We start from the raw sequence: 21,663 nt of genomic DNA, 5'->3' as shown, positions 1-21,663 counted from the left end.
AATGTGCGCGCCGTTCACGCTTGATTAGACTGCACCCGAATTTTCTCATGGCGCCCCGGCGGCATGATCGAGTCCCGCGGCGACCGTGGCCAGCGGGCCAGTTCTGAAGGAGTACGCATGGCTGTCTACAACTACGACGTAGTGGTGTTGGGTTCCGGCCCGGCCGGAGAAGGCGCGGCAATGAACGCCGCCAAAGCAGGGCGCAAGGTGGCGATGGTCGACAGCCGTCGCCAGGTCGGTGGCAACTGCACCCACTTGGGCACCATCCCGTCCAAGGCACTGCGTCACTCGGTGCGGCAGATCATGCAGTTCAACACCAACCCGATGTTCCGTGCCATCGGTGAGCCGCGCTGGTTCTCCTTCCCGGACGTGCTCAAAAGCGCCGAGAAGGTGATCTCCAAGCAGGTCGCTTCGCGTACCGGCTACTACGCCCGTAACCGCGTCGACCTGTTCTTCGGCACTGGCAGCTTTGCCGACGAGCAGACCATCGAAGTGGTGTGCCCCAATGGTGTGGTAGAAAAGCTCAACGCCAAGCACATCATCATCGCTACCGGCTCGCGCCCTTATCGCCCGGCCGACATCGACTTCCACCACCCGCGCGTCTACGACAGCGACACCATCCTCAGCCTGAGCCATACCCCGCGCAAGCTGATCGTTTACGGCGCCGGGGTGATCGGTTGCGAATACGCCTCGATCTTCAGCGGCCTGGGTGTGCTGGTCGAGCTGGTCGACAACCGTGGCCAGTTGCTGAGCTTCCTCGACTCGGAAATTTCCCAGGCGCTGAGCTACCACTTCAGCAACAACAACATCACCGTGCGCCACAACGAGGAGTACGAGCGGGTCGAAGGCCTGGACAACGGTGTGATCCTGCACCTGAAGTCGGGCAAGAAGATCAAGGCCGACGCCTTGCTGTGGTGCAACGGCCGTACCGGCAACACCGACAAGCTGGGCCTGGAAAACATCGGTATCAAGGTCAACAGCCGTGGCCAGATCGAAGTCGACGAGGCGTACCGCACCGCCGTGCCGAATATCTACGGCGCCGGTGACGTGATCGGCTGGCCAAGCCTGGCCAGCGCTGCCCACGACCAGGGCCGTTCGGCGGCCGGCAGCATTGTCGACAACGGCAGCTGGCGCTTCGTCAACGACGTGCCGACCGGTATCTACACGATTCCGGAGATCAGCTCGATCGGCAAGAACGAGCAGGAGCTGACCCAGGCCAAGGTGCCGTACGAAGTGGGCAAGGCGTTCTTCAAGAGCATGGCGCGTGCGCAGATCGCCGGCGAGCCGCAAGGCATGCTGAAAATCCTGTTCCACCGCGAAACCCTGGAAATCCTTGGCGTGCACTGCTTCGGCTACCAGGCTTCGGAAATCGTCCACATCGGCCAGGCGATCATGAACCAGCCGGGCGAGCTGAATAACCTGAAGTATTTCGTCAACACCACGTTCAACTACCCGACCATGGCCGAAGCCTATCGGGTAGCTGCCTACGACGGCCTGAACCGGCTTTTTTAAGCGGCTCCGGCCGGTGGCCTGAGCCGGTCGGGGAGACCGATTTCAGCCCTACCCGAGGGTGGTCTTGGCCAAACCGGGAAAGTCTGTAATCAGGCTGTCCACGCCAAAATCAGCAAGCCGGCGCATCAGTGCCGGTTCGTTGACCGTCCATACCGACACATGCAAACCCTGGCCCTGCGCTTTGAGCAGGCGCTCGGGGGTGCACAGTGTCCAGTTCAATGCCAGCAGCTCGCAGCCATAGTTCTGCGCGACCTTCAGCGGGTCGAGCCAGGCGTACTCGGCGACCAGCCCGCGCTTCACGTCCGGCACCAGCTCCAGCGCGGCGCCCAGTACTTCCCGTGAACTCGAGGTGATGGTCACTTTGTCCAACAGGCCGTACTGCTGGGCCAGTTCGCGGATGGCCAACACGGTGGTGGCGGCGCGGGTGCGCGAGGCGCTCTTGACCTCCAGCTGCCAGTGCTCGAAGGCGCATTTTTCGAACAGTTCTTCCAGCCGTGGGATAGGGCAGGGCTGCATATGGCCCGGGCCGCCCTTGCGTGCGTCGTAGGTGACCAGGTCGGCAGCCGGGTGTTCGACGACCTTGCCACGCCTTCCGGTGGTGCGTTTGAGGCTAGGGTCGTGAATGACCATCAGCTCGTTGTCGGCCGACAGGTGCAGGTCCAGTTCGCAGCGGTTGACGCCGTGGGACAGGCACTGGCGGAAGCTGTGCAGGGTGTTCTCGGGCGCTTCGCCCTTGGCGCCGCGGTGGCCGTAGATAAGGGTCACGTTCGTTCCTTCAGGTCAAGAATGAAAAGGCTCAGGGGGCGGGGTCGCTCTGTTCCAACTGCTGGCGCCGTTGCTGCTGTTGGCGCTGCAGGATGTAGCGGGCCAGCAACTGGCGCTGGGCGTCGGTCATGTCGGTGAATTCGGTGCCCAGTTCGAAACTGCCGTCGGGCTGCGGGTCGCAGTGGGTGACCTTGCCGCGCAGCAGCAAACCGTGGGCGCGGGGCATCAGCACCATCTTCACCCTGACCCGGGTGCCGGGGGCGATCTGCTGACGCTGCGCGAACTCGATGCCGCCTTCGGAGATAATCACCCGTTGCGGCTGGCCGATCTCGCCGAGCAAGGTTTGCGCGACCACTGCGCTGAGCAGGTCCAGGCGCTTGCTCTGTGCCCGCAGAAAGGCAGCCAGTGTGCGGTCCTTGTCGCTCAGCTGGCGCAGCAGGTGCTGCGACTCGAAGTCGGACAGGTGCAGCTCGCTGAGCAGGTTGAACAACGGCGAATCATCCTGCAACAGTTCTGGCTCAAGGGCTTCGGCCGCGCTCAAGGGGCTGATTTCCAGTGCGATCCGATCTTCGATGCGGTAGTATTCGCGGCGATCTTCTTCGTCTAATGTCGTCATGGCGAACCCATGGTAGCGGCGGTGGTCCGAGTGTAAAGCCGCCACAGGCGCCTCGCCACAAGGACGTTCCCTTTCATCCGAACAAGCCCCGACATGTTCAGACCTCTTTTCGCATTCATCGGTACGCGTTACACCCGTGCCAAGCGCCGTAACCACTTCGTCTCGTTCATATCCCTGACCTCGATGATCGGCCTCGCCCTGGGCGTGGTGGTGATGATCGTGGTGCTCTCGGTGATGAACGGTTTCGACCACGAGATGCGTACCCGCGTGCTCGGCATGGTCCCTCACGCCACGCTCGAGAGCGGCCAGCCGATCAACGACTGGCCCGCCCTTGCTCAACAAGTAAAGCAGAATCCGCAGGTGCTGGCGGTAGCGCCCTACACCCAGATGCAGGGCCTGCTGACCCATGACGGCAAGGTGCAGAAGGTGCTGCTCAACGGCATCGACCCGGCCCGCGAACGTGAGGTGTCGATCATCGACAACTTCATCCAGCAAGGCCGCCTTGACCAGCTGGCGCCGGGCGAGTGGGGCATCATGATCGGCGACAAGGCCGCCGCCAAGCTGGGGGTGGCCATCGGCGACAAGCTGACCTTCGTCGCCCCGGAAGTCAGCGTCACGCCGGCCGGCATGTTCCCGCGCATGAAGCGCTTCACCGTGGTGGGCACATTCCACGTCGGTGCTGGCGAAATCGACGGCTACCTGGGCCTGACCAACATCGCCGACCTGTCCCGCCTGCACCGCTGGAAGCCGGACCAGGTGCAGGGCCTGCGCCTGAAGTTCGACGACCTGTTCCAGGCGCCACGTGTGGCCTGGAGCATCGCCCAGCAGCTGGGCGAACAGGAGTACTACAGCCGCGACTGGACCCGTACCCACGGCAACCTGTACCAGGCGATCCGCATGGAGAAGGCCATGATCGGCCTGCTGCTGTTGCTGATCGTCGCGGTGGCGGCGTTCAACATCATTTCCACCCTGGTGATGGTGGTCAACGACAAGCGCGGTGACATCGCCATCCTGCGAACCCTGGGCGCCACACCTGGGCAGATCATGGCCATCTTCATGGTCCAGGGGACGGTGATCGGGGTGATTGGCACACTGATCGGCGCTGTGGTCGGCATCGTCGCCGCGCTCAATGTCAGCGCAGCGATCGCCGGCATCGAGAAGCTGATCGGGCACAAATTCCTCAACGCCGACGTGTATTTCATCGATTACCTGCCGTCGCAGATCCAGTCCCAGGACGTGTACATGGTCTGCGGTGCGGCGCTGGTCCTGAGTTTCTTCGCCACCCTGTACCCGGCCTGGCGTGCGGCGCGCACCCAGCCTGCAGAGGCGCTACGTTATGAGTGAGTCGCGCATGAGTGATAAAGCCGTTCTGAGCTGCCGCAACCTGGGCAAGTCCTACGACGAGGGCCCGGAGTCGGTGAAGGTGCTGTCCGGGCTCAACCTTGAGCTGCACGCCGGTGAGCGGGTGGCCATCGTTGGCAGTTCGGGCTCGGGCAAGAGTACCTTGCTCAACCTGCTGGGCGGCCTCGACCGGCCGACCCAGGGCAGCGTCTGGCTGGCCGGCGAAGAGCTGTCGGCGCTGGGCGAGCGCGCGCGCGGCCTGCTGCGCAACCGTGAGCTGGGCTTCGTTTACCAGTTCCACCACCTGCTGCCCGAGTTCACCGCGATGGAGAACGTGTGCATGCCGCTGCTGATCGGCCGCACCGCCATCCCCGAAGCCCGCGAGCGCGCGCAAGCACTGCTGGAGCGTGTGGGCCTGGGCCACCGCCTGCATCACAAGCCTGCCGAGCTGTCCGGCGGTGAGCGCCAGCGCGTGGCGATTGCCCGTGCGCTGGTCAACCGCCCGGGCCTGGTGATGCTCGACGAGCCGACCGGCAACCTGGACCACCACACCGCCCAGGGCATCCAGGAGCTGATGCAGGAGCTTTCCAGCTCTTCGCGCACGGCGTTCCTGGTGGTGACCCATGACCTCAACCTGGCGCGCCAGATGGACCGCGTGCTGAAACTCGACGACGGTCACCTGGTGGCGATCTGAGCCGCTTGCACGGGGTGGCCTGAGCCGCCCCGCAACTTTTTCATTGGGTGTTTTACATGTTCAGACCCTTGCCCTTGTTCATCGGTGCGCGCTACACCCGTGCCAAGCGCCGCAACCATTTCATCTCGTTCATCTCGATGACCTCGATGATCGGCCTGTCGCTGGGCGTGCTGGCGATGATCGTGGTGCTGTCGGTGATGAACGGCTTCCAGCGCGAAATGAGCTCGCGCATCCTCGGCCTGGTGCCGCATGCCAGCATCCTCGGCGTGCAGCCGCTGGACGACTGGCGCAAGGCCGCTGACGCTGCCCTGCAGAACCCCGCGGTTGTGGCCGCCGCGCCGATCACCGAGATGGAGGGCATGCTCTCCTACAAGGGCGCCATGCAGCCGATCCAGGTCAGCGGCATCGACCCGGCCGAGGAGGGCAACGTCTCGATCGTTGGCCAGCACATCGTCCAGGGCCGCCTGCAGGCCTTGCAGCCGGGTGAATACGGTGTGGTCATCGGCGAGCTGACCGCGCGGCGTTTCCGCCTCAATACCGGTGACAAGCTGACCCTGATCGTGCCGGAAATCAGCAAGGAGCCGGGCGGCATCACCCCGCGCATGCAGCGCCTGACGGTGGTCGGTATCTTCAAGGTAGGCGCCGAGCTGGATGGCTCGCAGGCGTACATGCATGTGGCCGACGCCGGCGAGATGCAGCGCTGGGCACCGGGCCAGGTGCAGGGCGTGCGCCTGAAACTGCATGATCTGTATGCCGCGCCACAGGTTTCCAAGGCCATCGCGGCCGGCCTGGGCGATGCCTACCGCGCCGATGACTGGTCGCACACCCAGGGCAGCCTGTTCAGCGCCATGAAGATGGAAAAGACCATGATCGGCCTGTTGCTGATGATGATCATCGCCGTGGCGGCATTCAACATCATCGCCACCCTGGTGATGGTGGTGAACGACAAGGGGCCGGACATCGCCATCCTGCGCACCCTGGGGGCCACGCCGGCACAGATCATGGCCACCTTCATGGTTCAGGGCAGCCTGATCGGCATTGTCGGTACCTTGATTGGTGGTGTGCTGGGGGTGATCGCCGCGTTCAATGTCAGCCAGATTGTCGGCTGGCTGGAGCGGGTGAGCGGGCAGCACATCTTCACGTCGGATGTGTACTTCATCAGCAGTCTGCCGTCCGAGCTGCAGTGGGGGGATGTGGCGATCATCTGTACGGCGGGTTTGGTGATGAGCTTCCTGGCGACCATTTATCCTGCGTATCGGGCTTCGCAGGTGCAGCCGGCGATCGGGCTGGCGGTCTGAAGCGTCATTGACGGCCTATCGCCGGCAAGCCGGCTCCCACAGGTACAGTGCAGCACTTGATGACGCTGTTGTACCTGTAGGCGCCGGCATGCCGGCAATGGGCTGCAAAGCAGCCCCGCGGTCAGTGCAGCACTTGATGACGCTGCTGTACCTGTAGGAGCTGGCTTGCCGGCGATGGGCTGCAGGGCAGCCCCGCGATCTAATGATTTTCGCTGAACTCGATCAAGAACCGCGTCCAGCCACCCCCACACTCCGCCCGGATACTCCCACCATGGGCCTGGATGATCGAGCGGGTAATCGCCAACCCGAGCCCCGCATGTTCGCTGCAGCCTTCCCGCCGCGACGGGTCCACCCGGTAAAACCGATCAAACAGCCGAGGCAATGCAGCAGGCTCAATCGGCATGCCGGTATTGGCCACGCAGATGCTTGACCCAGGCGCCAGCGTCACGCGTATTTCCCCGCCCTCCGGGGTAAACCGCAAGGCATTGTCCAGCAGGTTGGACAACGCCCTGCGCAGCATGTGCCGGTCGCCCTGCAGGGTCGCTTCACCTTCGCGCACCAGCGTTACCGCGCCCTCTTCGGCCAGCGGTGCGTAGTACTCGAGCAATGCATCAACCTCGTCGTGCAACGCCAGCGCCGCCTGCCCTGGCACCAGCAGGCCATGGTCGGCCTTGGCCAGGAACAACATGTCGTTGATCATCTGCGCCATCCCTTGCAGTTCTTCCAAGTTGCCATGCAGGGCCTCGCGGTAGTCTTCCAGGCTGCGCGGGCGGGTGAGGGTGACCTGGGTGTGGGTCAGCAGGTTGGACAGCGGCGTGCGCAGTTCATGGGCGATGTCGGCGGAAAACGCCGAAAGGCGCTGAAAGGCGTCTTCCAAGCGCTGCAGCATCGCATTCACCGTGCTGGCCAGCGCTGCCAGCTCTTCGGGCATCTGTGCGACGGGCAGGCGTGTGGTCAGCGAGCGCGCCGAAACGCTGGCAGCCACCTGGCCCATCTGCCGCAACGGCTGCAGCCCGCGGCGTGCGGCCCAGGCACCGAGCAGCGCCGTGGCCAGTGCCGACAGGCCCACCGTCAACCAAATCAGGCGCTGCATGCCCTGCAGGAAATGCTGATGGTGGGTGATATCGAGAAACAGGGTCAGCCGGGCCTCAGGGTTCAGCCGCACGGCCAGGCTGCGGTAGTCGACGCCGCCCGCATGCAAGGTCGACAGGCCCGAGGCGGTGGGGGCATCGGGCAATGCGTTGCGGCTGGCGTACCATGCGCGGCCATCGTTGCCAGTGATGCGCAAGGCCAGGTCGGCCTGGTGGCTGAGCTCGTTGCGCAAGGCTGGCAGCAGGGCTTGCAGGTCGCTGGGGCGTTCCAGCCCCGAGAGTTGACCACGCAGCAGCGACAGACGCGATTCGAGCAATTGCTGGTCGAGTTCAATGAAGTGCTGTTCGCTGGCGCGGTTGAACAGTAGCCCGGCACCTAGTGAAACGGCTGCGGTACAGGCGGCGAACAGCAATGCCAGGCGGCTGCCGAGGGAAAGCCTGCGCATCAGTCGTTGCGCTCTTCGAGTACGTAACCCATGCCGCGCACGGTGTGGATCAACTTGTTGGGGTGCGGGTCATCGATCTTCAAGCGCAAGCGGCGGATGGCGACCTCGATGACGTTGGTGTCGCTGTCGAAATTCATGTCCCACACCTGGGAGGCGATCAGCGACTTGGGCAGGACTTCGCCCTGGCGGCGCAGCAGCAATTCGAGCAGGGCGAACTCTTTGGCGGTGAGGTCGATGCGCTGGCCTGCGCGCTCGGCGCGGCGGCGGATCAGGTCCAGGCGCATGTCGGCCAGGGCGAGGGTGGTGTCTTGGCTGGGGCTGGCACCGCGGCGCAGCAGGCTGCGGACCCGGGCCAGCAATTCGGAAAAGGCAAACGGTTTGACCAGGTAGTCGTCGGCGCCCAGCTCCAGGCCGTGCACGCGGTCCTCGACGGCGTCGCGCGCGGTGAGGAACAGCACCGGCGTGTCCAGGCCGGCCTGGCGCACGGCCTGGAGGATCTGCCAGCCATCACGGCCTGGCAGCATCACGTCGAGGATCAGCAGGTCGTGATCGCCGCTCAGGGCCAGGTGCTGGCCGGTTTCGCCGTCGGCAGCCAGTTCGGTGGCAAAGCCCGCTTCACTGAGGCCCTGGCTCAGGTACTGGCCGGTGCGGGCCTGGTCTTCGACGATCAGCAGTTTCATGCAGTGCCCACAGGTACAGGTGTGATGTCTGAAATGATACGTGACTATCCCAGCCGCCGGCCAAGCTGACAAAGTTGTAATCTTCCCGTCAGCCAGCTGCCAGTCAGCGCTTTCTAAAGTGGCCTATCCCTGCTGTAAGTTCTGGAGTCATCATGAAACACCTGTTCATCGCCGCCGCCCTTGCCCTGGTCAGCCTGCCCAGCCTCGCAGACGGTGGCAAAAGCTTCGCCTTTGGCGAGCCCGCCCCGGCGGCGAAGGCCACCCGCACGGTCGAGGTGGTGTTGAAGGACATCGCCTTCGAGCCCCAGAGCCTCAAGGTCAAGGCGGGTGAGACTGTGCGCTTTGTCCTGATCAACAAAGGCCAGCTGCCCCACGAATTCAACCTGGGCGACAAGGCCATGCACGCCGAGCACCAGAAAGAAATGGTCGCCATGCAGGGCAAGCTGTTCACTGCCGGCATGAACCACGATGGCATGGACCACGGCCAGATGAATCACGGTGATCACGGCCATCACGCTGGCAACACCGTGCTGGTGCAGCCGGGCCAGCGTGCCGAGCTGACCTGGACTTTCCGCCAGTCGGCGCCCATCGAGTTCGCCTGCAACGTACCGGGGCATTACCAAGCTGGCATGGTCGGGCCGCTGACCATCGAGTGACTTGCGCTGCAAGGCGGGGTGTAAAAACGGTAGACTAAGGGCATTTCCAAACCTTCAGGTCAGTTTGCATGCATCCCGCCGCCGAACATTCCCCGCTGGGCAAGTCCAGCGAGTACATCGCCACCTACACGCCCTCGCTGCTGTTCCCGATCCCGCGCACGGCCAAGTGGGCCGAGCTGGGGGTTACCGCCCAGACTCTGCCGTGGCAAGGCGTGGATTACTGGAACTGCTTCGAACTGTCCTGGCTGCTGCCGTCGGGCAAGCCGGTGGTGGCGATCGGTGAGTTCGCCATCCCTGCCGATTCGCCGAACATCATCGAGTCGAAGTCATTCAAGCTCTACCTGAACTCGCTGAACCAGACCGCATTCGCTTCCATCGCTGAGCTGCAGGCCTGCCTTGAAAAGGATTTGTCGGCCGCTGCCGGCAAGCCGGTGGGTGTGAAGGTGCGTACGTTGGCAGAGGTGGAGGCGCAGGGTGTTGTGGCGTTGCCAGGGCAGTGCATCGATGCGCTGGACGTGGCCATCAGCAACTACGAACAGCCACAGCCAGAGCTGCTGCGCTGCGACCCGGAACGGGTAGTGGAAGAAACCCTGCACAGCCACCTGCTCAAGTCCAACTGCCCGGTGACGGGCCAGCCAGACTGGGGCAGCGTGGTGGTCGAGTACAAGGGCCGGGCGCTGGACCCTGCCAGCCTGCTGACTTACCTGATCAGCTTCCGCCAGCATGCCGACTTCCACGAGCAGTGCGTGGAGCGGATCTACCTGGACTTGAAAAACCTGCTGCAGCCTGAGCATCTGACCGTATACGCGCGGTATGTGCGCCGGGGTGGGCTGGACATCAACCCGTACCGCAGCACAGCGGCAATCACCCCGGAGAATGTGCGGTTGGTTCGGCAGTAGTTCTGACATGACTGGAGCCGTTTTTCGGCCCATTCGCGGGGCAAGCCCGCTCCTACAGGTACACCGCGCAGCGAATAGCCTGTGGGAGCGGCCTTGTGTCGCGAAAGGGCCGCGAAGCGGCCCCAGCGTTTGTCAGATGCCCATGCTGTGCAGCGAGTTGACAATGCTGCGCAGGGTCGCGGTCAGGTCCGGGTGGTCGGCCTCGAAGCGCTCTATGGCCAGGTTGACACCGTCCACCACGTTATTGTCCGGCGTGGCTTCTTCAAGCTTCAGTTGCGCCTCGATCTGCCTGGCTTCCTCGTGTAGCGCGGCCAGTTCTTCATCGGTAAGCGGAACGTTTCGATCCAGTTGCTCGCGCAAGCTGTTCAGGCGCTCTTGCAATTCGCGGGCAGGCATTGGTTGTTCTCCATCAATGGCTTGGCAAGGCATGGACCTCAGCGAAGCGGCAAAGGTTCGTGCCTGTCTTCAGCGTAATCCACTCGCCGGTGCTTTGCATGATCCGTATCAAGGGTGCTGTGTCAGGGTTTTTCACCTTTGCGCCGGCGCAAGGCGATGTCGGTCAGGCAGGTGTCCAGCGCTTCGAGGTGGTCGATCACCGAGTGCACGCCCAAGCGGAACAGCTCCAGCGTGGCCTTGCCGCGGGCCAGCTCTTGTTCCTGTTGGCTCATGCCTTGCCACGCCTGCGAGCCTAGGTCGCAGGATGGGCTGCAGGCAGCCAGGCCAATGGTCCACAAACCCGCGTTCAGGCCCGACTGCAGCAGGCGCGGTTCACCGCTGACCAGTACGCAGCCGTCCAGGCATCGGCTGTCGATTGCCATCAGTGCCTGCCAGCAGGCGTTGGGCGCCGGCCAGCGCACGCCATTGGCCACGTGCCCCGGCAACCAGTCGGGTAGCACGCTGGCCAGGCGTTTGCCCTGGGTGCTGCTCAGGTCGTCGAGCCAGATGCACGGCACCTGCTGGCGGCGCAGGCCGGCGAGGGTGTCGAGGGCCCCGGGGGCAGGCAGGGGGCTGCCGCTGGCGGCCTGGACCAGGCAACCGCGCAGGCCGAACAGCACAGCGGTAAAGGCGGGCGCATCGTGCATGGCAACTTCCCTGAAATATTTCGCAGGCTATGCGGTCATTGTTACGGGCCTATGACGCTCAACCCATGTTCACAAAATATTGAGCAAAAACGTGTAAAGCTGTTTATCAGCCCGCAAGCCTCTATACTGCCGCCTTACCAGCGGCGCACCTGTTGCGCTTGCGGCCGAGAAATTCGATGGAGAAACATCTATGCGTAGGATCGGTGCCGGTGTGATCGAGCGAGTCACCCAGGCCTGTGTCTGTGCCAGCTTGCTGCTGGCACCCGTGGCAGCCACTCAGGCAGCCACCGAGGAGGATCCCTGGGAGACGGTCAACCGGCCGATCTTCCGTTTCAATGATGTCCTCGACACCTATGCCCTCAAGCCATTGGCGCAGGGCTACCAGGCAGTAACTCCCCAGTTCCTCGAGGATGGCATTCACAACGTCTTCCGCAACCTGGGCGATGTCACCAACCTGGCCAACAACGTGCTGCAGCTCAAACCGCATGCTGCGGGCGTGGACACGGCGCGGCTGATCGTCAACACCACCTTCGGCCTCGGCGGTTTCTTCGACGTGGGCACCAAGATGGGCCTGCAGCGCAGCGACGAAGACTTCGGCCAGACCCTCGGCTATTGGGGCGTACCCAGCGGCCCGTATGTGGTCATCCCTCTGCTTGGCCCAAGCACCGTGCGTGACGGCCTGGCCAAGTACCCGGACAGCTACACCAAGCCGTACCGCTACATCGACCACGTGCCGACCCGCAACTCGATCTTCGCCCTGGATATCGTTGATACACGCGCCAGCCTGCTGTCGGCAGAAAAGCTGATTCAGGGTGACAAATACATCTTCATTCGCAACGCCTACCTGCAGAACCGTGAGTTCAAGGTGAAGGATGGCGAGGTCGAAGACGATTTCTGAGTCAGGCCTGTGCTGAAAAGGCGACCTTCGGGTCGCCTTTTTCGTAACAGATCAATGCATGGCGAGGATGCGCATGCGGATGAAGCCGCGTTTCTCATCGATTTAAGGGCTTCGCCGGCGTGCGACATCCTGCTCATTGGGTTACACAAGTCACCTTTCTTATAACTCCCGGTGATTTCGCCTGCAAAGAGCATCGAACTCGACCCACGCATGCTTGAAACGCCTGGCGGATGGGAGTACCGTCTGCGCCTTACAAGGTACCTCTGACGGTTGCCTGGGCCGCCTTCTTGGCCTACAACTCAAGTAGAGTGTTACCACAGAGTATTCCAGCAGCCGGATGTCAGCCTTGCAGACGCCCCTGCACCAACCCAAATCGGCGCCGTTCGCCCACATGCAGAAAATCAGTGCAACGCTGCTGATCATCGATGATGACGACGTGGTCCGTGCGAGCCTCGCCGCCTATCTGGAAGACAGTGGCTTCAGCGTCCTCCAGGCCAGTAATGGCCAGCAGGGGCTCCAGGTCTTTGAAGAACACCAGCCCGACCTCGTGATCTGCGATCTGCGCATGCCGCAGATGGGCGGCCTCGAACTGATCCGCCAGGTCAGCGAGCGTGCCCCGCAGTTGCCGGTGATCGTGGTATCGGGTGCCGGCGTGATGAGCGACGCGGTCGAGGCCTTGCGCCTTGGCGCGGCGGACTACCTGATCAAGCCGCTGGAAGACCTTGCCGTGCTCGAGCACTCGGTGCGCCGAGCGCTCGACCGTTCGCGCCTGGTGGTGGAAAACCAGCGTTACCGCGACAAGCTCGAAGCGGCCAACCGCGAACTGGAGGCCAGCCTGCACCTGTTGCAGGAGGACCAGACCGCCGGTCGGCAGGTGCAGATGAACATGCTGCCGGAGAGCCCCTGGGCTGTCGGGGAGTTCGCCTTCGAGCATCAGATCATCCCGTCGCTGTACCTGTCTGGCGACTTCACCGACTATTTCCGTGTGGATGATCGGCGCATTGCGTTTTATCTGGCCGATGTTTCCGGGCATGGCGCGTCATCGGCATTCGTCACCGTGTTGCTGAAATTCATGACCACCCGGCTGATGTTCGAATTCAAGCGCAACAGCAAATTGCGCGAATTCAAACCCTCGGAAGTGCTCAGCCACATCAACCGTGGCTTGATCAACTCCAAGCTGGGCAAGCACGTGACCATGGTTGGCGGGGTGATCGACGAAGATACCGGCCTGCTGACCTACGCCGTTGGCGGCCACCTGCCGCTGCCGGTGCTGTATACCCCGGGCCAGGCCCGCTACCTGGAAGGCCGTGGCCTGCCGGTGGGTTTGTTCGACGAAGCCACCTATCAGGACCTTGTGATGGAGCTGCCACCGCAATTCAGCCTGAGCCTGATGTCCGATGGCATCCTGGACCTTTTGCCAGGTGACACGCTCAAAGATAAAGAGGCCGCCTTGCCGGAAATCGTCAAGGCAGCGGGTGGCAGCCTGGATGGGCTGCGCCAACGATTTGGATTGGCTACGCTTGGGGAGATGCCGGATGATATCGCCCTAATGGTGTTGAGCAGGAACCTTCAATGAGTACCGGTAGAATCCAGTTCGCCGAGCAGAGTGGTACCTTCGTTCTGAAGTTCGTCGGTGAAGTGCGCCTGACGCTGTGTTCGGCGCTGGATGCGACGATCGAGAAAATCTTCACCGCGTTGAATTTCTCGGCCATCGTCATCGACCTGACGGAAACCGAGAGCATCGACAGCACCACGCTGGGCCTGCTGGCGAAGCTGTCGATCCTGTCGCGCCAGAAAGTCGGCTTGCTGCCGACCGTGGTCACCACCAACCCGGATATTTCGCGGCTGCTGCAATCCATGGGGTTCGATCAGGTGTTCAACATCGTCGACCGCCCAGTGCCATGCCCGGAGTGCCTGACCGATCTGCCTTCGCAAGATCAGAACGAAGACGTGGTGCGTTCCAAGGTGCTGGAGGCGCACAAGATTCTCATGGGCTTGAATGACTCCAACCGTGAAGCCTTCCACGACCTGGTGAGTGCGCTAGAGCGGTCCTGATTGTTCGTCCGCAAGGGCCTCTTCGCGGGGCAAGCCCGCTCCCACAGGAGCCTTGGGTTTGGACTTCCCCCAAGAAGTTGGACACCAATCCAACCCGTGGGGGGCAGTCCAGTTTGTGGGAGCGGGCTTGCCCCGCGAAGAGGCCGGCAAGCCCTATAAAGTACCCCCGCCCAATCACTCCCGCCGCGCAAACTCCGTCGCCTCGGCGCCATCAGCATTCAGCTGAAACACCCGTGCCGGCCGCCCCTGTTCATCAAAGAACACCTGCCCCAACCCCGCACTGTTCCACAACCGCTCCCCGGCCTTGCTATGGCTAGGTGTACGCGGTACCACCTCCATTTCCCGTCGCCGAGTAAACCAGTTGAGCGGTGAGCGCGGCGAATACAGCCAGCGGTTGAGCCGGTCGAGCACATCCAGCAGCCGTCGCGGAAATTCATTTTTGATCCCGCTGCTGGTGACCTGCCACAAGTGCGGGCTACGCTGGCGATGGCGAATCAAAACCTCGTAGACGAACGAGTAGTGCACATCGCCCGACAGCACCACGTAATGCCCAGGCGTGCGCGAATGGCGGAAGATGTTCAGGATCACCTGGGCGGCGCCGCGGTGGGCCATCCAGTTTTCGGCATCCACCAGTAGCGGGTAGCCCAGCCAGCTGAACAGCTTCTGTACCGTTTCGATCAGCTTGACCCCGAAGATCGGCGCCGGTGACACGATGATCGCCGAAGGGTGGTCGAGCAACGCTTGCTGCAGTTCGCTCAGCGCCTCCCAGTCGAGCAGGCCGGAGGGTTTGGCCAGGTCGCTCTCGCTGCGCCAGCGGCGCGTGCGCGTGTCCAGCACCAGCAGCGGCGGGTTGCTGGGCAGGCTGAACTGCCAGCCCTGGAAACGCAGCAGGTCACCGATCAGTTGGTCTTGCGCCTGGCGGTCCAGGTGCGGGCGGGCGAGCGCCTGGTATTGCTCGGCCAGGGCCGTGCAGCTATCCGGGTCGTTGCCCCAGGCCTGGCACAGCAGGTAACCGAGCAGGGCATTACCGATGATCCGCCGCGAGAAGGGGTGGCCATAGGCGGTTTCTTCCCACTGCGCCGAGAGGTTCCAATCGTCGGTGATGTCGTGATCGTCGAAAATCATCAGGCAGGGCAGGTGCGCCATTACCCGCGCTACCTGGCCCAAGTTGGCGGCAAACGCCTCGATCAACGGCAGTTCTGCGCGGTAGCGCGCCTGGTGCGGCGCGGCGAGGCCTGCGGGCATCTGCAGGCTGACCAGTTGCCAGGGCACGGGCGACCACACCAGCAGGTACATGGCCATGACCTCGGCGAACGTCACCAGGTGGTTGTCGGCATTGCTGGACGAGAATATCGGTTTGCGCTTGCCGCCAAAGAAGCGCTCGCGCAATGTTTCGTTGCGTTCCTGGGCGGGCAGCAGGTCGGCGCGGTGGTAATAGCTGGCAGGGTGTTGGTAGAGCGACTGGCTGTCGGCGACCACGGCGCCTTGCAGCTGCTCATCGAACAGGCCGAGGCACTCGATCAGCGAATGAATGGCCCGCAACATCGGGCCGGCAACGTCATCGGCATAAACCTGGTCGCCGGTCATCAGCAGCACAGCAGGGCGCGCTTCAGGCTCGCAGGCTGCCAGCAAGCGGTCGGCGCACAGCAGGCCATCGGCGGCTGGGTGATGGGGTTTGCGGCACGAGCCGTGCAGTAGCTGCTCCAGGCGACCGCGCAGCACCAGGCTCGGCCGCTGGCTGCCAGGGTAGAGCAGGTGTGGCGCCCAGTCGGCGATGCCTTGGCCGTTGACCAGCAGGTCGTATTCGATGGCGACGTTACAGGGCAGGGGTTGGGCGAAATGGATGTCCAGCAGGTGAATAAAAGCATGCTGGCCGATCGGGATGACCTGGCACCCCATCTTGGCCGCGCTATCCATGATGAACTCGGGTTGCAACGGTTGGCTGCCGACTAGCCAGATGGCCAGGCGCTGTGGCTCCAGGCGGCGCAGTACCGGGCCGGCGAGAACGAGGGGCAAGGAGGTGAGGGTCATCAACAGCTCTGGTGTCTGAAAGGCCCGTTTCGGCGGGAGTGAAACAAAACGGGCGGAAAATGCTGAACATTTCCCGCCCGCCTGGCAAACCAGATTTGTGTCAGGCTTTGTCAGCCATCAGCTTTTCCAGCTTCTCCTGGTCGCGCGCAAACTGGCGAATGCCCTCGGCCAGCTTCTCGGTGCCCATGGCATCTTCGTTCATGGCCCAGCGGAACTGGCTTTCGCTCAGCACCTGCTTGGCCTCGCCGGCATTGCCCGGCTTGAGTGCGCGCGGCAACTCGCCCTGGTCATCGCTCAGTTGCTGCAGCAGCTCCGGGCTGATGGTCAGGCGATCGCAGCCGGCCAGTTGCTCGATCTGGCCGATATTGCGGAAGCTGGCGCCCATGACCACGGTGTCGTAACCGTTGGCCTTGTAATAGTTGTAGATGCGCGTGACGGACTGCACGCCCGGGTCCTCGGCACCGACATACTCCTGGCCGGTGCTTTTCTTGTACCAGTCGTAGATACGGCCCACGAACGGCGAAATCAGGAACACCCCGGCATCGGCGCAGGCTTGTGCCTGGGCGAACGAGAACAGCAGGGTCAGGTTGGTCTGGATGCCTTCCTTCTCAAGCTTCTCGGCAGCACGGATGCCTTCCCAGGTGGAGGCCAGCTTGATCAGCACGCGATCTTTGGGCACCCCAGCCGCTTCATACAGCCCGATCAGCTGGCGGGCCTTGTTCAGCAGTGCCGGCTCATCGAACGACAGGCGAGCATCCACTTCCGTGGAGATACGCCCCGGGATCGCCTTGAGAATACCCGCGCCCACGGCCACGGCGAACTTGTCGCAGGCCAGGTCGACATTGCCCTTGGCGTCGCCTTTGACCTGCTTGAGCAGCTCGGCATAGCCCGGGATGGCGGCAGCCTTGAGCAACAGCGACGGGTTGGTGGTGGCATCCACCGGCTTGAGGCGGGTGATGGCGTCCAGGTCCCCGGTGTCGGCGACAACGGTGGTGAACTGCTTGAGTTGTTCCAGCTTGGAAGTCATGGCGTGCTCTGTCCTGTGCGATGTCTCGACATTACCCGAGCCCCGACGGCCGCTCAAGGGGCCATTGGGGCGGTGGCGAATTGTCGAAGGTGATGATTCGAGTCACCAGCCAGCACGAGGTTCCCCACCGCCCTTGAAAGCTTCAACACATCCCGGTAGGAGCAGGTTCAGCGCGGTCCCTGTGGCAGCCGGCTTGCCGACGATAGGGCCCGCCGGGCCACCTTACCGCCCCTGCAACAACTCCGCCGCTTGGTCAAACACCACCAGCGGCTCCGGCGCCTTGTGAATATCTGCCGACAGCAACTGCCGGAACCGCCGCGCCCCCTTGAAGCCCTGGCCCAACCCCAGAATGTGCCGGGTGACGTGATGCATCGCACCGCCACTTTCCATATGCGCCACGATATAAGGCCGCAACTGCGCCATCGCCTCGCTACGGCTGACCACCGGCGCATCACTGCCAAACAGCAGCTGATCCACCTCAGCCAGCACATACGAGTTGTGGTACGCCTCGCGCCCCATCATCACCCCATCGAACGTCTGAAGGTGCGCCTGGCACTCGGCCAAGGTCTTGATGCCGCCGTTGAGTACAATCTCCAGGTCCGGGAAGTCCGCTTTCAATTGCGCGGCCACGTCGTAACGCAGCGGCGGAATCTCACGGTTTTCCTTCGGCGACAGCCCTTCAAGAATCGCGATCCGCGCATGCACGGTAAAGCTGCGGCAGCCCGCCTCGCGCACCGTACCCACGAAATCACACAACTCGGCATAGCTGTCACGGCCATTGATGCCGATGCGGTGCTTCACGGTGATCGGCGTCGACACGGCGTCACGCATGGATTTGACGCAATCGGCAACCAACGCCGGGTGGGCCATCAGGCAGGCGCCGATCATGTTGTTCTGCACGCGGTCGCTCGGGCAGCCGACATTCAGGTTGACCTCGTCGTAGCCCGCATCCTCCGCCAGGCGCGCACACGCGGCCAGGTCGGCCGGCACGCTGCCCCCCAGTTGCAGCGCCAGCGGGTGCTCGGAGACGTCATGGCGCAGGAAACGGTGGGCGTCGTTGTGCAGCAGGGCGCCGGTGGTGACCATTTCGGTGTAGAGCAGCGTGTGTTTGGAAAGCAGGCGCAGGAAGAAGCGACAGTGGCGGTCGGTCCAGTCCATCATCGGTGCAACGCTGAAGCGGCGTGACGGCTCAGGGCGCGTGGTTTGTGGCTTTGAGCCTGATTTTGCAGTCATTTCGTTCAACGTGTTTTGTACCAATTTTGGGGGTTTTCAGGGTGATTTCAGCAAGCGAAGGCTGCGATCTAGTAACCGGGGTGCAGCGTGTAGCAAATGCCCGTGGCAACGAGCAGCGCACGCAGGGCAGATTGTTAAGCCTGCTTCACAGGCCCTGTTCGCTTGAGGAGAGAAGGCAGCTAGTTTACCAAGAGAGATCGCGGTTCGTCCGGAAACACGTCCTTCGAATGCTGATGCCGCGACATGAGGCCCTATACCCTCAGCCTCGGTAAGCCATGGACACAATATGTAGAGCGCCTCACGGATACCGGCCCACGTGACTATTCAGCATCATTAGTCATCCTCCTGCGGGAGATCGGGCAACCCCCAGCCCAAGTTCGGCCAACGAACCCCCGATGCCTTTCCACACTACAGTCCATCATTGGCAACCAGCGCCAGCGCCAGCACCAGTGTCGGCAGCCTAAATTTCAAACGCTACGCCGCACCTGTAGGAGCTGGCTTGCCTGCGATGGGCTGCGAAGCAGCCCCAATAATCCGGCGCGTCTTCCGCGGCTTCCACTTCTAACGCATGGATATCCGCTATACCAACACTAATCAGCGGCAGGGCAGGGCGAAGGTGACTCGCGATCTGGTGATCACGAATTTGGAACCCTCATCGCTCGACGGTTTGTTCTGATCTGATCGCCGCTTCCGCTCAGGATTAACATTAAGGTTAGGAATGCCAGTACACTGGCCGTCATGCAGTCATTGTGATGTGGTTAAAGCCGAGCCAAACTGAAGTGAATCGGCGGTGCCGAAGCGATAATTAGAAGTGCCTGAAAATGGCAGAGAAGGGAGGCAATATGAATTCCAAAGGCTTCATTACGAACATCAAGGGTGAAATAGTTACAACCAGTAAAAGCGTAAATATTGCGTTCTCTTCGAAGAATGTGGTCTTAATAGGTCGTAATGGCTCGGGTAAGACGTCTTTTTTAACGTCTCTTTATAAGGTGTTGACTTTAAATATTATTAGCGAGCAGCTATTGCATCTGCCTGGATATAGGCAGGCTTTAGCAGTTACTGAAGTGCGACTTGCTGAAGATCCCGGTTTGATTAATACGATAGATCAATATCGAAATTTTATCAATTCTAACACCTATCCGCTGGATGTATCGTATGTCGATGGCCTTAAATTAATACAGGATTATAAAAGCGGTCATGCGATTATTCGCTTTTATGAGGCAACGCGAAGGATTTCAATTTCAAAAGTTCAAGCGGCCACCCCACTTAAGACCGATAGAATGCTGCAGGCAACCCAATCTAATTTAGGTGTGGATCTAGAGCAGCACTTAGTCAATTTAAAGGTCAACATGGCGCTGGCGCTGCTGCGTGACGACAAAGCAAAAAATGCGAAAATAGACGAATGGTTTGCGCGATTTGAAGATGATCTGCGGTATCTCTTTGAAGATGGCTCGCTTAGGTTGGAGTTTAATGATGAGGGGTTGTCGTTTTCTTTGGTGCAAGATGGCCGTCCGCCATACTCTTTTCAATCGCTTTCCTCTGGCTATTTAGCGATTTTTGATATTTATGCGGACTTGCTAGTTAGGGCGGAATATTTCAATATTCTTCCTGTCGATATTTCAGGCGTTGTCCTGATTGATGAAATTGATGCGCATCTCCACATATCCATTCAGCGAAAGATTTTGCCTTTTCTTACTCGGTCGTTCCCGAAAGTACAGTTCATTGTATCGACCCACTCGCCATTTGTTATTAGCTCTACTGACGACTCATTAATTTATGATCTATCCACTGGAAAGATGTGCGAAGACCTTTCCTTGTTTTCCCTAGAGCACATAGTTGAAGCGATACTCGGCGTGCCGCCCATTTCGCAGAAGATGCAAGAAAAAATAGCTGAGCTTGTCGGTCTTAGTGCCTCCACAGAAGATAATCTTGAATCGCTGGAGAGCTTGCTGGTAGAACTAGCGCCTCATGTTGATACGTTTGACGATGAATCAAGAATGTTTTACGAGATATCAAAAAATAAATATCTGGTTCGGAAGAAGGGAGGTTCTGATGTTTAACGTGGTTAGATCAAAGGCTATCCCTGAGTCATTGCTTGCCCAGAGAAGCTACTCTGACCCGGATGTGCTTGAGGCTTTAGATAAGACGTTTCACGGTAAATGTTATATCTGTGAGACAAAAGAGCCGCTTTCCCTCAACGTTGAACATTTTCAAGCTCATCAAGGTTGCAGTTTAAAGAGATTTGATTGGGCTAATCTCTACTATTCGTGCGGTCGCTGCAATAATTTTAAGCGCCATCTTTATGATGATATATTGGATTGTGCTGATTTAAGTTGTAACGTCCTGATGCTTGTTAGGCACACCCCTCCCTTGACGCCGTATGCAAAAATATCAATTCAAGCGGTGGGGGATGAGCCAAAGGCTGTGCGTACTGCTGAGCTTCTTACACGGATTTTTAACGAGGATGATACGGGGAATAAAGCAATTGTTAGCACGCATTTGCGAAAGCGTGTTTATAAGAGGTTTGCCAAGGTTGTCGAGCATATTAATGTTTATATCGATGATGATCAGTTGCCTGCGGCGCGCGAGCTAGCAGTCGAACATTTGAAAGCGTTAATGGATGTGAAGCAGGAGTATTCCGCTTTTTTGAGGTGGGCAGTTATCGATTCGCCACCACTTTATGATTTATTAAGGGATTCAATTAATCTATACGAGGTGACAGATAACCCTTGAGATCCCAATTCATTTTCAGCAGGTCAGTTTGAGGTCACTTGAGTAGAGTGCCGTCAGCAAGCTCGGCCATTCGCTGAGTGGCGGTGTTGTCGAACAGAATCTCTACTCACTCGATCGGAACGAGCAATCACATGACCTATGTCCAAGCAGAGACATACCCCGTGGGCGTTAGCCTGCGCTATCAGGCAGTTCGCGGGGCTGCAGGCGGTCTCGATCGATGCGAGGGGCAGGCGAGCTGTAAGCGCTCCATGAACCCCACATTCAAAGCGCCTACTTAATCCCTGATGCTGTGCTCCCGATTTTTTCTGGAGCTCGTCCACATGATGCGACCTGACGCCAAAGTCGAAAAAGTGTACCTCTACCCCAAGCCTGTCGACTTTCGAAAATCCATCGATGGCCTGGCCGCACTGGTCGAACTCGATATCAAGGTGGCGGTGTTCGACCCGGTGCTTTTCGTCTTCCTCAACAAGCCGCGCAACCGCGTGAAGATCCTGTATTGGGAGCGCAACGGCTTCTGCCTCTGGCTCAAGCGCCTGTACTCCGAGCGGTTCAAAACCTCACCCGATCCGACAGACGTCGCCATTGTCCTGACCGTTCAGTAACTGA

The 21,663-nt window shown here is 60.7% G+C and carries 21 protein-coding genes and 1 pseudogene; 13 read left to right on the top strand and 9 right to left on the bottom strand.

The genetic code is table 11. From position 1 onward, the window contains the following. Positions 1-117 precede the first annotated feature (117 nt). Positions 118-1,512: a Si-specific NAD(P)(+) transhydrogenase gene (sthA, locus tag ACFY68_RS17515; protein ID WP_346613853.1), complete on the top strand. Its 1,395-nt coding sequence runs from the start codon at positions 118-120 to the stop codon at positions 1,510-1,512. Between the two features lie 48 nt (positions 1,513-1,560). Here the strand turns inward: sthA and ACFY68_RS17510 are convergent, their stop codons facing one another. Continuing rightward, positions 1,561-2,277, bottom strand: a complete 717-nt coding sequence (locus ACFY68_RS17510) for a glycerophosphodiester phosphodiesterase (protein ID WP_387529741.1) — start codon at positions 2,275-2,277, stop codon at positions 1,561-1,563. Between the two features lie 31 nt (positions 2,278-2,308). Continuing rightward, complete coding sequence (locus ACFY68_RS17505) at positions 2,309-2,893, bottom strand: PilZ domain-containing protein (RefSeq protein ID WP_387529738.1); 585 nt, start codon at positions 2,891-2,893, stop codon at positions 2,309-2,311. A gap of 93 nt (positions 2,894-2,986) precedes the next feature. Between ACFY68_RS17505 and ACFY68_RS17500 the strand changes: the two genes are divergently transcribed. Genes ACFY68_RS17500 through ACFY68_RS17490 form a run of 3 tightly spaced genes read left to right on the top strand, consistent with a single transcriptional unit; the run spans position 2,987 to position 6,226 of the window. Continuing rightward, on the top strand, positions 2,987-4,237 hold the full coding sequence (locus tag ACFY68_RS17500) for a lipoprotein-releasing ABC transporter permease subunit (RefSeq protein WP_346613857.1): 1,251 nt from the start codon (positions 2,987-2,989) through the stop codon (positions 4,235-4,237). 7 nt (positions 4,238-4,244) lie between these two features. Continuing rightward, complete coding sequence (gene lolD / locus ACFY68_RS17495; RefSeq protein WP_346613858.1) at positions 4,245-4,928, top strand: lipoprotein-releasing ABC transporter ATP-binding protein LolD; 684 nt, start codon at positions 4,245-4,247, stop codon at positions 4,926-4,928. 56 nt (positions 4,929-4,984) lie between these two features. Further along, on the top strand, positions 4,985-6,226 hold the full coding sequence (locus ACFY68_RS17490) for a lipoprotein-releasing ABC transporter permease subunit (RefSeq protein ID WP_387529735.1): 1,242 nt from the start codon (positions 4,985-4,987) through the stop codon (positions 6,224-6,226). A gap of 199 nt (positions 6,227-6,425) precedes the next feature. On the opposite strand, the gene ACFY68_RS17485 is transcribed toward ACFY68_RS17490, so the two are convergent. Together ACFY68_RS17485 and cinR are read right to left on the bottom strand one after the other, a co-directional pair. Beyond that, positions 6,426-7,763, bottom strand: a complete 1,338-nt coding sequence (locus tag ACFY68_RS17485; protein ID WP_387529732.1) for a heavy metal sensor histidine kinase — start codon at positions 7,761-7,763, stop codon at positions 6,426-6,428. Continuing rightward, positions 7,763-8,443 (bottom strand): two-component system response regulator CinR, encoded by a 681-nt coding sequence (gene cinR / locus ACFY68_RS17480; RefSeq protein ID WP_387529730.1) that lies wholly within the window; start codon positions 8,441-8,443, stop codon positions 7,763-7,765. The genes ACFY68_RS17485 and cinR overlap by 1 nt, the downstream gene beginning before the upstream one ends. A 152-nt stretch (positions 8,444-8,595) precedes the next feature. On the opposite strand from cinR, the gene ACFY68_RS17475 reads away from it, so the two are divergent. Both ACFY68_RS17475 and queF read left to right on the top strand, forming a co-directional pair. Beyond that, positions 8,596-9,099 carry a plastocyanin/azurin family copper-binding protein gene (locus tag ACFY68_RS17475; protein WP_387529727.1) on the top strand — a complete coding sequence of 168 codons (504 nt, stop codon included), beginning with the start codon at positions 8,596-8,598 and terminating at the stop codon, positions 9,097-9,099. A gap of 68 nt (positions 9,100-9,167) precedes the next feature. Continuing rightward, a complete protein-coding gene (queF, locus tag ACFY68_RS17470; protein WP_387529724.1) occupies positions 9,168-9,998 on the top strand; it encodes an NADPH-dependent 7-cyano-7-deazaguanine reductase QueF in 831 nt (276 codons plus the stop codon). Positions 9,999-10,130: 132 nt separating this feature from the next. Here the strand turns inward: queF and ACFY68_RS17465 are convergent, their stop codons facing one another. Then, the gene (locus tag ACFY68_RS17465) at positions 10,131-10,394 is read right to left on the bottom strand and encodes a DUF4404 family protein (RefSeq protein WP_346613863.1); all 264 of its coding nucleotides are present in this window, start codon (positions 10,392-10,394) and stop codon (positions 10,131-10,133) included. A gap of 122 nt (positions 10,395-10,516) precedes the next feature. Then, a complete protein-coding gene (locus ACFY68_RS17460) occupies positions 10,517-11,080 on the bottom strand; it encodes a phosphonoacetaldehyde phosphonohydrolase-related protein (RefSeq protein WP_387529721.1) in 564 nt (187 codons plus the stop codon). Positions 11,081-11,270: 190 nt separating this feature from the next. Between ACFY68_RS17460 and ACFY68_RS17455 the strand changes: the two genes are divergently transcribed. The 3 genes from ACFY68_RS17455 to rssC all read left to right on the top strand — a co-directional run bounded on the left by ACFY68_RS17455 (position 11,271) and on the right by rssC (position 14,033). After that, complete coding sequence (locus ACFY68_RS17455; RefSeq protein ID WP_387529718.1) at positions 11,271-11,978, top strand: VacJ family lipoprotein; 708 nt, start codon at positions 11,271-11,273, stop codon at positions 11,976-11,978. 391 nt (positions 11,979-12,369) lie between these two features. Then, positions 12,370-13,554, top strand: coding sequence for a two-component system response regulator RssB (gene rssB, locus ACFY68_RS17450; RefSeq protein WP_346615824.1), 1,185 nt, complete (start codon positions 12,370-12,372; stop codon positions 13,552-13,554). Continuing rightward, entirely contained in the window at positions 13,551-14,033 is a 483-nt protein-coding gene (gene rssC, locus ACFY68_RS17445; protein ID WP_186555062.1) for an anti-sigma factor antagonist RssC, read from the top strand. The genes rssB and rssC overlap by 4 nt, the downstream gene beginning before the upstream one ends. A 174-nt stretch (positions 14,034-14,207) precedes the next feature. On the opposite strand, the gene ACFY68_RS17440 is transcribed toward rssC, so the two are convergent. The 3 genes from ACFY68_RS17440 to dusA all read right to left on the bottom strand — a co-directional run bounded on the left by ACFY68_RS17440 (position 14,208) and on the right by dusA (position 18,324). Then, complete coding sequence (locus ACFY68_RS17440) at positions 14,208-16,064, bottom strand: alkaline phosphatase D family protein (RefSeq protein WP_387529715.1); 1,857 nt, start codon at positions 16,062-16,064, stop codon at positions 14,208-14,210. A 100-nt stretch (positions 16,065-16,164) separates the two neighbouring features. After that, positions 16,165-17,091, bottom strand: coding sequence for a transaldolase (gene tal, locus ACFY68_RS17435; protein WP_387529712.1), 927 nt, complete (start codon positions 17,089-17,091; stop codon positions 16,165-16,167). A gap of 222 nt (positions 17,092-17,313) precedes the next feature. Beyond that, a complete protein-coding gene (gene dusA / locus ACFY68_RS17430; protein ID WP_387529709.1) occupies positions 17,314-18,324 on the bottom strand; it encodes a tRNA dihydrouridine(20/20a) synthase DusA in 1,011 nt (336 codons plus the stop codon). A gap of 526 nt (positions 18,325-18,850) precedes the next feature. On the opposite strand from dusA, the pseudogene ACFY68_RS17425 reads away from it, so the two are divergent. From ACFY68_RS17425 to tnpB, 4 genes and pseudogenes are all read left to right on the top strand, one after another. Further along, positions 18,851-19,000 (top strand): annotated as a pseudogene (locus ACFY68_RS17425) (DNA adenine methylase); the annotation flags it as partial. A 166-nt stretch (positions 19,001-19,166) separates the two neighbouring features. Next, entirely contained in the window at positions 19,167-20,384 is a 1,218-nt protein-coding gene (locus tag ACFY68_RS17420; protein ID WP_387529706.1) for an AAA family ATPase, read from the top strand. Next, positions 20,377-21,057 (top strand): hypothetical protein, encoded by a 681-nt coding sequence (locus ACFY68_RS17415; protein ID WP_387529703.1) that lies wholly within the window; start codon positions 20,377-20,379, stop codon positions 21,055-21,057. The genes ACFY68_RS17420 and ACFY68_RS17415 overlap by 8 nt, the downstream gene beginning before the upstream one ends. A 320-nt stretch (positions 21,058-21,377) precedes the next feature. Continuing rightward, the gene (gene tnpB / locus ACFY68_RS17410) at positions 21,378-21,659 is read left to right on the top strand and encodes an IS66 family insertion sequence element accessory protein TnpB (protein WP_387529700.1); all 282 of its coding nucleotides are present in this window, start codon (positions 21,378-21,380) and stop codon (positions 21,657-21,659) included. The last annotated feature ends 4 nt before the right edge of the window (positions 21,660-21,663 follow it).

The sequence above is a fragment of the Pseudomonas sp. NPDC012596 genome (assembly GCF_042902325.1).
GTDB lineage: Bacteria > Pseudomonadota > Gammaproteobacteria > Pseudomonadales > Pseudomonadaceae > Aquipseudomonas.
This window is presented reverse-complemented; position numbering and strand designations above follow the sequence as displayed.